Here is a 14307-nt window from a genome sequence, read left to right on the forward strand (position 1 = left end):
TACCCGCAGGAGCAGTCATGTCCGCATCCGAGAACTGGCGTTTCGAGACCAAGCAGATCCACTCGGGCGCCCAGCCCGATCCGGTCACCAAGGCTCGCGCGACGCCGATCTACCAGACCACCTCGTACGTCTTCGACAGTGCAGAGCACGCCGCGAACCTCTTCGCGCTCGCCGAGTTCGGCAACATCTACACGCGCATCCAGAACCCCACACAGGCGGTCGTGGAGGAGCGGCTGGCCGCGCTCGAAGGCGGCACGGGCGCCCTGCTGCTCGCGAGCGGACAGGCGGCAGAGACTGCCGCCGTGCTCAACATCGCCGAGGCGGGCGACCACATCGTCTCGTCGAGTTCGATCTACGGCGGCACGTACAACCTCTTCAAGTACACGCTCGCCAAGCTCGGCATCCAGGTCACCTTCGTCGAGAACCAGGACGACCCGGAGGAGTGGCGTGCGGCCGTGCGCCCGAACACGAAGCTCTTCTTCGCCGAGACGATCGGCAACCCGAAGATCAACGTGCTCGACATCCGCACCGTCGCCGACGTCGCTCACGCCGCCGGGGTTCCGCTGATCGTCGACAACACGATCGCGACCCCGTACCTGATCCGCCCGTTCGAGCACGGCGCCGACATCATCGTCCACTCGGCGACGAAATTCCTCGGCGGCCACGGCACCGTGATCGGCGGCCTGATCGTCGACGGCGGAAAGTTCGAGTGGTCCAAGAACGTCGACAAGTTCCCGGGGCTCACGGTCCCCGACCCCTCGTACCACGGCGCGAGCTACACCGCCGCTGTCGGCGACGGCCTGGCCTACATCATCAAGGCGCGCGTGCAGCTGCTGCGCGACCTGGGTGCCGCGATCGCTCCGCAGAGCGCCTGGCTGCTCATCCAGGGCCTCGAGACCCTGTCGCTGCGGATCGAGCGCCACGTCGCCAACGCGCAGGAGATCGCCGAGTGGCTCGAGAACCACCCGGACGTCGCCTCGGTGAACTACTCCGGCCTGCCGACCTCGCCGTGGTACGCCGCGGCGAACAACTACGCCCCCAAGGGCGTCGGCGCGGTCCTCTCGTTCGAGCTCAAGGGCGGCGTCCAGGCGGGGCGCGAGTTCGTCAACTCCCTCACGCTGTTCAGCCACCTCGCCAACATCGGCGACGTGCGGTCGCTCGTCATCCACCCCGCCTCGACGACGCACTCGCAGCTCACCCCCGAGCAGCAGCTCACGACCGGTGTCACCCCCGGCCTCGTGCGACTGTCGGTCGGGCTCGAGAACATCGACGACCTCAAGGCCGACCTCGAGCAGGCACTCGCAGCCGCACGTCGCGTCTCGGAGGCCGCTCGCGCCTGACCCGCAAGGAACACGCGGCGGATGCCCCGGCCCCGACGGGGGTCGGGGCATCCCGCGTGTGGGGCCGTCACACTCTCTGCCTCCTGCGTCGTGGCGCCGGCCGCAGGTGTAACACGACCGCCGGGCCGACCCCTACCCGACAGAATGGACCGATGGACTGGCAGACCTCCGAAGACACGGTGCCGTCGGCGCCCGTGACGGAGGCCGACGCCCGGCTGCTGCTCGGCCGCCCGCCGGCGACCGGAGCGTGGCGGGACGGCGACTCGGCCGGCGACCGGCAGTTCGCATCCTTCGGAGCCTTCCGCACCGAGGGCGGGCAGCAGCTCCCCGGCTACCGGATCGCGTACGAGACCTGGGGCGAGCTGAACGCGAAGCGCGACAACGCGATTCTCGTGCTCCACGCCCTGACGGGCGACAGCCATGTGCGAGGTCCCGCCGGCCCCGGGCATCCGACGGCCGGCTGGTGGGGCGACATCGTCGGTCCTGGCGCCCCGATCGACACGGACGAGTGGTTCGTCGTCGCACCGAACATGCTCGGCGGATGTCAGGGCTCCACCGGACCCGCCGGCATCGCGCCCGACGGCTACGAGTGGGCCTCGCGCTTCCCGTACCTCACCGTCCGCGATCAGGTCGCGGCGCAGGTGCGCCTCACCGATCTCCTCGGGATCGACGTGTGGGCCGCGGTCGTCGGCGGCTCGATGGGCGGCATGCACGCGCTGGAATGGGCCGTCACCCTGCCCGACCGCGTCGCGCGCGCCGGCATCCTGTCGGCCCCGCCCGTCAACACCGCCGACCAGATCGCCCTCAACTCCGTGCAGCTCGAGGCCATCCAGATCGACCCCCGATTCCAGGCCGGGGAGTACTACGACGCGGATGCCGGGGACGGCCCGCACCGCGGCCTCGCGCTCGCGCGGCGCATGGCGCTGCTCAACTACCGCAGCCCCACCGAGCTCAACCAGCGCTTCCAGCGGTCATGGCAGTCGGGAGTGAGCCCGCTCGGGCACGGCGGCCGCTTCGCCGTCGCGTCTTACCTCGACTTCCACGGCAACCGGTTCACCCGCCGTTTCGACGCCAACACCTACATCACGCTCGTCGAGGCGATGAACTCGCACGATGTCGGCCGTGACCGCGGCGGCGTCGAAGACGCCCTCACCCGTGTGACCGCGAAGACGCTCGTGCTCGGGATCGACAGCGACCGGCTCTTCCCGATCGACGGCCAGCACCGCATCGCGCGCGGCATCCCGAACGCCCTCGACGGCGATCGAGCCGTCGTGCTCACGAGCGACTTCGGACACGACGGGTTCCTCATCGAGACCCACGCCGTCGGCATGCACCTCCGCCGGCTGCTCGCCGCGTGAGTCACTCGCTGCGCGTGTAGACCCAGGGCAGGCTGCCCAGTTCGAGGCGGTGGCGAGCGGATGCCGCTCCCCCGGCCGCATCGCCGTGCTCGGCGTCGCCGTGTGCCGCCTCAAGGCGCTGGGCATCGCCGTAGTCGGCGTCGCCCTCCCACAGGAGCATGGGCCCGGAGTCCGAGCGCCGGGCGATCGTCTCGAAGCGTCGGAGCCCGGTGAGTCGCAGCATCCCGAGCAGCGCCTCGACATGGGGCTGGCCCGACAGGTGGTGCAACGTCACCCACGTAGGCGGGTAGAGCGTCGCCGCTCCCTTGCCGTGACGATCCAGGAGCACCTCGGGCCGGACCCATTCCGCGGCCACAGCCTCGTGAGGCGACAGGACCACCTCTCCTGCCACCGCGGTCGCCGCGAAGAACCACGTGCGGATTCGCAGAGGGATGCCGGGAGGCGGATCCCAGACCGAGACGGTCAGAAGGTGTGCGGGCTCGACCACGAGGCCGGTCTCCTCCCGCGTCTCACGGACGCCCGCGCGGCGGGCGGCGTCCTCCTCCGGCTCGTCCGGCGCGACCCGGTCCTCCTCGTCGAGCTTGCCACCGGGGAAGACCCATGCCCCCGCGAACGAGCCGCGGTCGGGACGCTCGATCATGAGCACCTCGGGACCGGAGTCGCTGTCACGCAGCAGCATGACGGTCGCGGCGACGGGGATCTCCGGATCCGTGCCGTCCAGCGGCAGTCGCGGCCTCGATCCTCCAACCGCATCCGTGAGCGCGCGCAGGGCCGCATCGGCGGACGGCGTGGGCTCCGGCATCCCGTCAGCCTACGACCGCGATCCCGCACCTACGGCCCACTGCTCCTGCGCAACTCCTTCGATTCCGCGCCCCGGGCGGGCGAAGCGCAGCGGATGCCAACCTGGAGCGCCGGATTGACGGAGTTATGCAGAGGCAGTGAACGGCGGCGGCGCCGCAGAGGCGGCAGGCACCGGGAACTCCGTAGGCGCCGAGGTGCCGAGAACCCCGCAGGAGCACGCACGGCGCAGACCCTGCAGGCTGGCGCAACTCCGCCGATTCCACACAACCGGTGGCCGAAACGGGCGAATCAGCCGTCCCGCCAGCCGGATCGACGGAGTTCTGCAGACGCGGTCGACGCCGCGACCGCGATGGACCGAGAGCGTCAGACGAGGACGGCGACGCGCCGCTGCGCGACCGAGAAGCTCACGATCGCGAGGACGAGGCCGGACAGCGCGAGCGCCACCCCCACCCACGCCGGAGCGACGAAGCCCCAGCCGAGCGCGATGACGGTGCCGCCGAGCAGCGCGCCGAGGCTGTTGCCCATGTTCAGGGCGGAGTGGTTCAGCGCCGCTGCGATCGACTGGTTGTCCTCGGCGACATCCATCAGGCGCGTCTGGATCGCGGGGCTGACCGCCGCCGAGATCAGGCCGGTCGCGAAGATGAAGACCGCGAGCGCCCAGATCCCCTGCGCGGTGAGTGCCAGCAGGATCTGCACGAGCGCGAGCGCGACGAACCCGCCGATCAGCGTGCGCTTGAGGTTGCGATCGGCCAGGATGCCGCCGGCGAAGTTGCCGATCGTCATGCCGAGCCCCATGATCACGAGCACGATCGGCACGACCCATTGCGGCGAGCCCGACACCTCGGTGACCATCGGCGCGACATAGCTGTAGACGGCGAAGAAGCCGCCGAACCCGATGGCGCCGACGGCGAGCGTCAGCCACACCTGACCGATGCGGAAGACGCGCAGCTCGGCGCGGAAGGTGCGCCCCGGGTCGCCGGCATGCTCGGGCACGAAGAAGCCGATGCACACGGTGGCGGCGGCGAAGATCACGGCCACGACGATGAATGCCGAGCGCCAGCCGACCTGCTGCCCCAGGTACGTGCCGAGCGGAACCCCCACGACGTTCGCGATCGTGAGACCGGCCAACACGAAAGCCACGCCTTTGGCGCGTTTGCCCGGTCCGAGCACGTCGGCGGCCACGAGGGCGCCGATGCCGAAATACGCGCCGTGCGGGAGGCCCGCCAAGAAGCGGGACGCCGCGACCCACTCGAAGCTGGGCGCGATGAAGGTCAGGGCGTTGAACACCGTGAGGGCGAGGGCGAGCCCCACCATCACCCGGTGGCGGGGATACTTCGCGACCGCCCCCGCGATGGTCGGTGCGCCGACGACCACTCCCAGGGCGTAGAGGCTGATCAGCCAGCCGGTCTGCGCGATGGCCGCATCCGAGTCGGACGCCCAGACGTTCGGCAGCAGATCCTGCGCGATGTCGGGCAGCAGCCCCATGACGACGAATTCAGTCATGCCGATGCCGAAGCTGCCCACAGCGAGAGAGAGGAGCGCCCACATCGCCGCACCCCTCGAAGAGATCGAGGAGGTCACGCCGTCATGCTACCGGCCGATGCGGCATCCTGTCGAATCGATTCGATGGCAGTGGGCGAATGGATGCCGCACCCGCGGGACAGCGCCCGCTACTCGCCTGAGCCGACCTCGTCCGCGCGGGTCAAGGCATCTTCGAGCCGCTCGATCTTGCCGTCGAGCTCGCCGGTCCAGCCGGGCCTGATGTCGGCCTTGAGAACGAGCGAGACGCGCGAGCCGTACGGGAGGACCGCCTCGGTCGCGCGTCTGACGACGTCGAAGACCTCGTCCCACTCCCCTTCGATCTCGGTGAACATCGACGTCGTGCGGGCTGGCAGTCCGCTATCGCGGACGACGCGGACCGCGGCGGCGACGGCGTCGTGCACAGAGCCGTCGGCGCTGCCGTTGCCGCTGGGAGCGACGGAGAAGGCGACGAGCATGGTTTCCTCCTGGAGGGTGGGGCGATGATCAGGCCTGTGCCACGGCGATGCGGACGCGGGAGCTGACGGGAAGGCGAGCCAGACGCACGACGATCCAGATGAGCAGCGCGAGGAGCATGGCGTTGCGGAGGGTGAGGAGGGCCGCGGCCCACCACGTCGCCGTGAGCAGCCACCCGTAACTCACGGGGTAGATCCAGAACGTCAGTCCGGCGATGAGAAGCGCGAAGAGCGCCGGCCTGAACCAGCGCCGTCGGTCGATGACGAGCCCGACGATGATCGGAGCGGCGATCCAGGTCAGGTACTGCGGGGACCCGACCTTGTTGAAGACGATGAGGGCCAGCACGAGCGCGAGCCCCAGCGGCGGGTAGAGCGCCGCGAACGACACTCCCCGCCACGCTTTGAATCCGCCGAGCGCCGCCACCGCCGCGACCGCGATGACGAGGACCGGTGTCATCGCCGCAATGACCGCGTCCACCTGCGGACCCGCGACCTGGAAGGTGAGGAGGTCGCGGTCGTAGTAGATGAACGACCCGGGGATCTGGGCGACCGCACGCCAGAGGTAGAAGGCGCTCACCGGAGCCTCGAGCTGGAGCCCGCGATCCGTCTGGTCGGTCACGAAGCCGAAGAGGTGCCGGCCCCCGCCCGCCGCCACCACGACCGCGATGATCGCCGCGGAAACGGCGGCCGCTCCGCCGAGGATCGCCATCCGCCGCCGCACGGCGATGAGCGCGGTGGCGATGAGCGCTGCCGGCCACACCTTGATCCAGGTCGCCGCCGCGAGCAGCGCCGATCCGAGCCAGGGCCTGCCGATGAGCCAGAGGCTCCCGGCGAGCGCGAGCGGCACGGTGATGCCGTCCAGGCGGTACATGCCGACAGGCCCGAGCAGGGCGATGAAGACGAGCCAGTACCAGCCGCCCAGGCGCCGCCCAGTTGACCGCGCGCGCCCGATGAGCACGGCGAACGCCACGGCGTCGCACACTGTTACCAGGATCGCCCAGCCGACGATGTAGCCCGAGATCCAGGCGAATCCGTGCGCCAGGACCATCGGCACGAGGGCGAGCTGCGGGTACACCCACGACTCGGTGATCCCGACGATGCCGTGCCCGCCGAGGGCGCGCACCGACCAGGGCTCGTACACGTTGTAGACGTCGCCCATCGGCTGGTTCTGGAGGTGGAACCCCGACCAGGCGACTCCGACGTGGACGAGGGCGAAAGCGATCCACAGCACCGCCCGCCTCGACACGCCCCCAATCCTAGGCGGACGCGCTCCCCCGCTCCGGCCGGCCCGACATACAGGGGAATCGGATGCCGTGCCTCGCCCCGCAGGTTCCCCGCGAGCACGAGAGGTCGCGCCTCAACCGAGCGCGAGGACCTCCGCCACGGCGTACGGGAGGGCCTCGGCGACATCGAGGGCGGTGATGGGGCCTCCGGCCGCACCGAGCCTCGCCACAGCGAGACCGGCCGCCCGGCCGTGCAGCCACGCTCCGGATGCCGCCAGGTCCGCGAGGCGCTCGGCGTCGGGCGTCCCGTGCCCCGCCGCGGACGCGACGAGGGCGCCGATGACGCCGCCCAGCACGTCCCCGGTGCCGGCTGTCGCGAGCCACGGCGTGCCGGCGTGGATGAACCGCAGCGAGCCCGCGGGAGATGCCACGACCGTGGTGCTCCCCTTCACGAGCACGCTCGCGCCGAGCGTCGCCGCCGTCTCGGCCGCGGCCTCGGCGCGCGCGTTCGCCTCGACATCGGGACCGGGTGCGGCCGCCAGGCCCAGGGCTTCGCGCAGCCGGGTGTGCTCACGGTCGTGCGGAGTCACGACCAGCGGGGCTGCGGCCCCGGGCACGAGGTCCAGGGCCCCGGCGTCGACGACGACAGGCAGGTCGCCTGCCAGGATGCCGCGCAGGGCATGAGTCTCATCGCCGGCCCGGGATGCGGCATCCGTTCCCGATCCGATCAGCCAGGCCTGCACACGCCCGTCGCGTGCGACGGTCTCGGGGCGCCGCTGGAGAACCGCCTCGCGCGCCGTCCCGACGTAGCGGACCATGCCGATGCCCGTGCGCCACGCGGCCTCGACGCCGAGGACCGCTGCCCCCGGATACTCTGCGGAACCGGTTCGGATGCCGAGCACGCCTCGGGAATACTTGTCGTCGGCGGCGGTTGGCATCCTGAGGAGTCCTGCGACGTCGGAGGCCGTCCACGATCCACCCATGGCGACACCCTAGCCGCCACCTCGTACCCCCGGAGTGTCTGAATGACGAGCATCCTGTTCTCCCCGATCACGATCCGCGAACTGACGGTGCGCAATCGGCTCTGGGTGGCGCCCATGTGCCAGTACAGCGCGGTGGACGGGGTCCCGCAGGAGTGGCACCACACGCATCTCGCGCAGTTCGCGTCGGGCGGCGCGGGGATCGTCATGGCCGAGGCGACGGCCGTCCTCCCAGAAGGCCGCATCTCGCCCGAAGACGTCGGCATCTGGAACGACGAGCAGCGGGATGCCTGGACGCCGATCGCCGCCGCCATCCGATCACGGGGAGCCGTCCCCGCGATCCAGCTCGGACACGCCGGACGCAAGGCCTCGACCTGGTCGCCCTTCTCCGGCGAGCGCGGGAGCGTCCCGGTCGGCGATGGCGGCTGGGTCGCCGTCGCACCCTCGGCGATCGCCTTCGAGGGCTATGCCGAGCCGGTCGAGCTCGACCTCGATGGGATCGATGCGGTCGTCGACGCCTTCGCCGCGGCTGCCCTCCGGGCGATCGACGCGGGCTTCCAGATCATCGAGATCCACGCCGCACACGGGTACCTCCTGCACCAGTTCCTCTCGCCCCTGGCGAACCTGCGCACAGACGAGTACGGCGGCTCGCTCGAGAATCGCGCGCGCCTGCTGCTGCGCATCGTCGATGCGGTTCGGGATGCCGCTCCCCGCGCCCCGCTCTTCGTCCGTTTCTCGGGCACCGACTGGGCTGAGGGCGGCTGGAGCGTCGAAGAGACCGCGACCGTCGCGCGCTGGGCCGCCGACCGGGGCGCCGACTTCTTCGACATCTCCAGCGGCGGGCTCGTCGCGCATCAGCGGATCGTGCCGTCACCCGGTTACCAGGTCGGGCTCGCCGCGCACGTGCGCAAGAACGCCGGCGTGCCGGTCAGCGCCGTGGGGCTCATCGACGGCGGACGCCAGGCGGAGGACATCCTGCAGCGCGGCGAGGCCGACGCGATCATGTCGGCTCGCGAGTGGCTTCGGGATCCGCACTTCGGCCTGCGCGCCGCGGGCGAGCTCGGCGCCGACGTCGACTACTGGCCCAAGCAGTACGTGCGGGCCCGCCGCCGCCGCTGACGCCCGGCACCGCGCGGACCTGCCCGCCCGTGCACAACCGCGGGGATCCTCGCCGACACGCCGGCGACCGCCCGGCGCGCCGGGCACAATCCCCGCCGTTCTGCACACGCGCGCACGCAGCCGGGTACGCGGCGACCGTGCGGGCCCGCCGCCGCCACTCACGCCCGGCGCCGGCGGGGACCCTCCCGCCCGTGCACAACCGCGGGGATCCTCGCCGACACGCCGGCCACGGCCCGGCGCGCCGCGCACAATCCCCGCCGTTGTGCTCACACGCGCGCGCAGCCGGGTACGCGGCGACAGTGCGGGCCCGCCGCCGCCACTCACGCCCGGCGCCGCGCGGACCTGCCCGGCCGTGCACAACCGCGGGGATCCTCGCCGACACGCCGGCCACGGCCCAGCGCGCCGGGCACAATCCCCGCCGTTCTGCACGCGCGCGCACGCAGCCGGGTACGCGGCGACCGTGCGGGCCCGCCGCCGCCACTCACGCCCGGCGCCGGCGGGGACCCTCCCGGCCGTGCACAACCGCGGGGATCCTCGCCGACACGCCGGCGACCGCCCGGCGCGCCGCGCACAATCCCCGCCGTTCTGCACACGCGCGCACGCGGCCGGGTACCTCGCCCCCATGCACGCTCGGGTGGCGCACGGCACCGCGCGGACCTGCGCGGTCGTGCACAACCGCGGGGATCCTCGCCGACACGCCGGCGACCGCCCGGCGCGCCGCGCACAATCCCCGCCGTTGTGCACACGCACACGCCGGCGCACCGCGCACCGGCACCGCCGGCGCACCCGTACGCCCGCACGACCGCGCCGGCTGGTCAGCGCCGCCGGCGGGTCGCGTCCTGGATCTCGCCGATCAGCTCCTCGATGATGTCCTCGAGGAACAGCACCGCCGTCGTCTCGCCCTCGGGGTTCCGCACCTGCGCGAGGTGGCGTCCCGCTCGGCGCATGAGGGCCAGGGCGTCTTCGAGATCGGTGGTCTCGAGGACAGGCACCATGTGGTGGATCCGCTTCGCCGGCAGCGGCCGCAGGGCGTCGGGGGCGGGCAGACCACGCGGGGCTCCGGCATCCGGGATCTCGGCCGCCCGCAGGACGTCCTTGAGATGCACGTAGCCGATCGGCGCACCCTCGTCGTCGACGATCACGTAGCGGGAGAACCCGTGCTTGGCCACCGCGCCTTCGATCTCGTCGGCCGTGGTCTGCGCGGGGAGAGTCACGATGTCGGCCAGCGGCACCGCGATGTCCTTCGCCTTCTTGTCGGTGAACTCCACCGCGGCGGCGACCGTCCCCGCCATGTCGGCGAGCACACCCTCGATGCGCGACTGGTTGACGATCGTCGCGACCTCTTCGAGCGTGTAGGTGGAGGTGGCCTCGTCCTTCGGCTCGACCCGGAACAGCCGCACGATGCTGTTGGCCATCCAGTTGAGCGACACGATGATCGGGTGGAACACCTTCGCGAACCACACGAGCGGCGTCGCGAGCATCAGCACCGCACGGTCCGGTATCGAGAACGCCAGGTTCTTCGGCACCATCTCGCCGAAGACGACGTGCAGGTACGACACGAGCACGAGCGTGATGACGAAGGCGATGACATCCACTGCCGTCTCCGTGAGTCCCGTGAGCCCCAGCGGCACGGCCAGCAGGTGGTGGATCGCGGGCTCTGAGACGTTCAGGATCAGCAGCGAGCAGATCGTGATGCCCAGCTGCGAGGTCGCCAGCATCAGCGTGGCGTGCTCCATGGCGTAGAGCGCCGTCTTGGCCGCGCGCGACCCCTTCTCGGCCAGCGGCTCGATCTGGGAGCGGCGAGCCGAGATGACGGCGAACTCGGCGCCGACGAAGAAGGCGTTGGCGAGCAGCAGCACGACCAGCCAGGCGATTCCCGCCCAATCGCTCATCGCTCGCCTCCTTCCGCGTCGCCCTCGTGGGGCATCGGCTTCGGGGTGAACCGCACCCGATCGACGCGCCGCCCATCCATGCGCCGCACCGCGAGGGTGCCGTCCTCGATCTCGACCTCGTCACCCACGACGGGGATCCGCTCGAGCTCGTTCATGAGGAATCCGCCGACCGTGTCGTACACGTCGCCTTCGGGCACCCGGATGCCGGTGCGATCGAGCAGCTCGTCGGGTCGGAGCTCGCCCGGGAAGAGGACGCCGTCGTCTCCGCGGACGACACCTGCCCGCCGGCGGTCGTGCTCGTCGAGCACTTCGCCGACGATCTCCTCCACGAGGTCCTCGAGCGTCGCGACGCCGGCCGTGCCGCCGTACTCGTCGACGACGATGGCCATCTGATACCCCCGAGCGCGCAGCTCGGCGACGAGGACATCGACGTGCACCGCCTCGGGGATGCGCAGGGGCTCGGTCGCCAGGGCGGCGACCGGCACATCGCCACGCCGGTCGCGGGGCACCCCGACGGCGGCCTTCAGGTGCACGACGCCGACGATGTCATCCATCGAGTCGCCGTAGACCGGGAACCGGCTGTGTCCCGTCCGCCGGGCGAGCTGGATCGCGTCCTCGGCCGAGTCTCCGGCCGCGAGGGCGTGGATGCTGGGGCGCGGCGTCATGACGTCGGCGGCAGACAGGCGGGCGAAGGTCAGGCTGCGATCGAGAAGCGACGCCGTGTCCTCTTCGAGCACGCCGGCGCTGGCCGAGCGCCGCACCAGGCTCGAGAGCTCCTCGGCGGTGCGGGCTCCCGACAGCTCCTCCTTCGGCTCGATGCCGAACGCGCGGAGCACGCCGTTGGCGCTTCCGTTCAGAAGCGAGATCGCGGGACGGAACACGACGGTGAATCCGACTTGGAACGGCATCACGAGCTTGGCGGTCTGCCGAGGAAGCGCGAGCGCGAAGTTCTTCGGCACGAGCTCGCCGAGGATCATCGACAGGATCGTCGCGATCGACACCCCGATCACCACGGCGACAGGCGTGACGAAGGACTCGGGCATCCCCCACGCCGTGAAGACGGGGGTGAGCAGGCTCGAGATCGCCGGCTCCATCGTGTAGCCCGTGAGCAGCGTCGTGAGCGTGATGCCCAGCTGCGCGCTCGAGAGGTGGGTCGAGGTGATCCTCAGCGCATCGATGGTCAGAGACAGGCGGGATTCGCCACGTTCGCGGCGTGCCTCGAGATCGGCACGATCGAGGTTGACGAGAGCGAACTCGCTCGCGACGAACAGCCCGGTCCCGACGATGAGCAGCAGCCCCACGCCCAGCATGACGTACTCCATCACGCATCACCCCCCATCGTGGTGGGTGCGGGTCGGTGGGGCGAACGTCTGTGACTAGGAGGGTCGTCCATCGTGTCGACAGTCTACGGCGTGAGGGGATGCCGCGACCCGGCCGCGCCCCCGCCCCTTGACGTGCAGCGAAGCGCACGCCACGATGAGCCCACCCGGCGCGCAATGGCGCATGCCGCGTGGATGGGGAGTCCACTCATGGTTCGTCGCCTCGCCTCGACAGGACTGGGAACAGCAATCGCATTCGGGGTCGTGCTCGCCCTCGCCGTGCCGTTGGGCGCCGTCGGTGCGCCCCCGGGCGCCGACGGGATCGGCGATCCGTACTATCCGAGCGCGGGCAACCCCGGCTACGACGTCGGCCATTACGACCTGGATCTGTCATACGCCCCTGATCAGGATCTCCTTGCAGGCAAAGCCGCCATCAGCGCCACCGCGAATACGAAGACGGCGTTGTCGAGCTTCAACCTCGACCTCGACGGGCTCACGGTGTCGTCGATCACGGTCGACGGCCGCCCCGCCACGTTCTCCCGAGCGGGGGGAGAGCTGACCGTGAAGCCCGCCGTGACGATCAAGAAGGGCGCCGCATTCCTCGTGGTCGTCGCGTACTCGGGCGTGCCCGTGTCGCTCGACGATGCCGGATTCCTCGCCACTGACGACGGCGCGCTGGTGGCAGGTCAGCCGCGGGTCGCGTCGTCGTGGTTCCCGGCGAACGACCATCCCGCCGACAAGGCGACCTACACGATCAAGATCACCGTCCCGGCGGGGCTGCAGGCCGTCTCGAACGGCCGGCTTGTCTCGCAGACCGTCACGGGCGCCTCGTCGGTGTGGGTGTGGCAGATGGACCAGCCCATGGCGAGCTACCTCGCGACGATCGACGTCGGGCAGTTTGACATCCACTCGTACTCCGCGGGCGGGATCGACTACCTGGACGCCGTCGATCCAGACCTGAGCGCGCCGTTTTCCGCTCACTCCGGCACTGAATTCGCCTCCTCCGGCGCCGACCTCAACTCGTATAAGCGGCTCCAGCGCACGATCACCGTGGACCCGGCCTCACCTCAGCTCTCGTTCTGGGTGAATCGCGCCACCGAGCGCGGATACGACTTCGCCATCGTCGAGATCGCACCGTCTGGCACGGACGACTGGACGACGCTTCCCGACCAGGGCGGGATCCTCAGACAGAACGCCGGCTCCGCGGGGTGCGCCGACATCCTGGGGCAGCATCCGTTCCTCGATCACTACCTCACCACCGCCGACGACGGCTCCTGCACGCCCACCGGCACAACCGGCGAGTGGTGGGCCGTCACCGGTGGCTCGACGGGGTGGGAGCAGTGGGCGTTCGACCTCGCGGCGTACGCAGGCACGCAGGTCGACGTCGCCATCACCTACGTGAGCGACTACGCCGTCCCGGCCGACGGTCTTTTCGTCGATGACATCGTCACGCCCGGAGGCGAGGGAGCCACTTCCTTCGAGGACGATGGTGATGTCTACGACGGGTGGACGCAGGACTGGACGGCGACCGAAGTCGGCCCCCCGCCCATCGGCGACCGGATCCAGGCATCGCTGGCGAGGGAGCCCTACATCATCGAGGCACTGTCGAGCTGGTTCGGCCCCTACCCCTTCGGGCAGGCGGGCGCCATCGTCGACGACTACTCGGGTCTGGGCTTCGCCCTGGAGAACCAGACCCRGCCCGTGTACGCGAAGGAGTTCTGGCGGAACGGCCAGAACGACGGCGTCGTCGTGCACGAACTGGCGCACCAGTGGTTCGGCGACAGCGTCGCCGTGCAGCGCTGGTCGGACGTCTGGCTGAACGAAGGATTCGCGACCTACGCCGAGTGGCTGTGGTACGAGCACGAGGGAGGAGACACGCCGCAGGGCATCTTCGACTACTACTACAACACCGTCTGGCCGGCGGGCGACCCGTTCTGGAACCTCAAGATCGGCGATCCGGGTCAGGACAGCCTGTTCTCGACCCCGGTGTACTACCGGGGGGCCATGACGCTGCAGGCCCTGCGCATGACGATCGGCGACGACGCGTTCTTGACGCTGCTCCCCCTGTGGCACGCCGCGCACGAGGGCGGCAACGGCACGACGAGCGAGTTCATCGCGCTCGCCGAGAAGGTGTCGCATCAGAAGCTCAAGAAGTTCTTCGACGCGTGGCTCTACACCGGCTCCCGGCCGGTCGCCCCCGCAGCCCCACCCGCATCCGGCGCACGGCTGTTCGGCAGCGAGCACCCGCCGAAGCTGCCCGTCGAGGCGCCCCACTACTGAC

11 protein-coding genes are annotated in these 14307 nt (G+C 70.7%); 4 read left to right on the plus strand and 7 right to left on the minus strand.

The genetic code is table 11. From position 1 onward, the window contains the following. Positions 1–17 precede the first annotated feature (17 nt). Together AC1DP3_RS06310 and metX are read left to right on the plus strand one after the other, a co-directional pair. Positions 18–1340 (plus strand): bifunctional o-acetylhomoserine/o-acetylserine sulfhydrylase, encoded by a 1323-nt coding sequence (locus AC1DP3_RS06310; RefSeq protein WP_477292284.1) that lies wholly within the window; start codon positions 18–20, stop codon positions 1338–1340. A gap of 152 nt (positions 1341–1492) precedes the next feature. Beyond that, positions 1493–2698, plus strand: a complete 1206-nt coding sequence (gene metX, locus AC1DP3_RS06315; protein ID WP_477292285.1) for a homoserine O-acetyltransferase MetX — start codon at positions 1493–1495, stop codon at positions 2696–2698. Position 2699: 1 nt separating this feature from the next. Here metX and AC1DP3_RS06320 read toward each other — a convergent pair whose 3' ends face one another. The 5 genes from AC1DP3_RS06320 to AC1DP3_RS06340 all read right to left on the minus strand — a co-directional run bounded on the left by AC1DP3_RS06320 (position 2700) and on the right by AC1DP3_RS06340 (position 7699). Further along, positions 2700–3500 carry an NUDIX hydrolase gene (locus tag AC1DP3_RS06320; protein WP_477292286.1) on the minus strand — a complete coding sequence of 267 codons (801 nt, stop codon included), beginning with the start codon at positions 3498–3500 and terminating at the stop codon, positions 2700–2702. 362 nt (positions 3501–3862) lie between these two features. Further along, positions 3863–5047, minus strand: a complete 1185-nt coding sequence (locus tag AC1DP3_RS06325; RefSeq protein WP_477292356.1) for an MFS transporter — start codon at positions 5045–5047, stop codon at positions 3863–3865. Positions 5048–5169: 122 nt separating this feature from the next. Further along, on the minus strand, positions 5170–5496 hold the full coding sequence (locus AC1DP3_RS06330) for a thiamine-binding protein (protein ID WP_477292287.1): 327 nt from the start codon (positions 5494–5496) through the stop codon (positions 5170–5172). Positions 5497–5524: 28 nt separating this feature from the next. Then, positions 5525–6739: a hypothetical protein gene (locus AC1DP3_RS06335; protein WP_477292288.1), complete on the minus strand. Its 1215-nt coding sequence runs from the start codon at positions 6737–6739 to the stop codon at positions 5525–5527. Between the two features lie 111 nt (positions 6740–6850). Beyond that, complete coding sequence (locus AC1DP3_RS06340) at positions 6851–7699, minus strand: ADP-dependent NAD(P)H-hydrate dehydratase (RefSeq protein ID WP_477292289.1); 849 nt, start codon at positions 7697–7699, stop codon at positions 6851–6853. Positions 7700–7741: 42 nt separating this feature from the next. On the opposite strand from AC1DP3_RS06340, the gene AC1DP3_RS06345 reads away from it, so the two are divergent. Further along, entirely contained in the window at positions 7742–8815 is a 1074-nt protein-coding gene (locus AC1DP3_RS06345) for an NADH:flavin oxidoreductase/NADH oxidase (protein ID WP_477292290.1), read from the plus strand. 815 nt (positions 8816–9630) lie between these two features. Here the strand turns inward: AC1DP3_RS06345 and AC1DP3_RS06350 are convergent. Beyond that, positions 9631–10707, minus strand: coding sequence for a hemolysin family protein (locus AC1DP3_RS06350; protein ID WP_477292291.1), 1077 nt, complete (start codon positions 10705–10707; stop codon positions 9631–9633). Further along, positions 10704–12029 carry a hemolysin family protein gene (locus tag AC1DP3_RS06355; protein WP_477292357.1) on the minus strand — a complete coding sequence of 442 codons (1326 nt, stop codon included), beginning with the start codon at positions 12027–12029 and terminating at the stop codon, positions 10704–10706. The genes AC1DP3_RS06350 and AC1DP3_RS06355 overlap by 4 nt, the downstream gene beginning before the upstream one ends. 207 nt (positions 12030–12236) lie before the next feature. Between AC1DP3_RS06355 and AC1DP3_RS06360 the strand changes: the two genes are divergently transcribed. After that, complete coding sequence (locus AC1DP3_RS06360) at positions 12237–14306, plus strand: M1 family metallopeptidase (RefSeq protein ID WP_477292292.1); 2070 nt, start codon at positions 12237–12239, stop codon at positions 14304–14306. Position 14307 lies beyond the last annotated feature (1 nt).

This window comes from Microbacterium sp. P5_B6 (assembly GCF_056400345.1).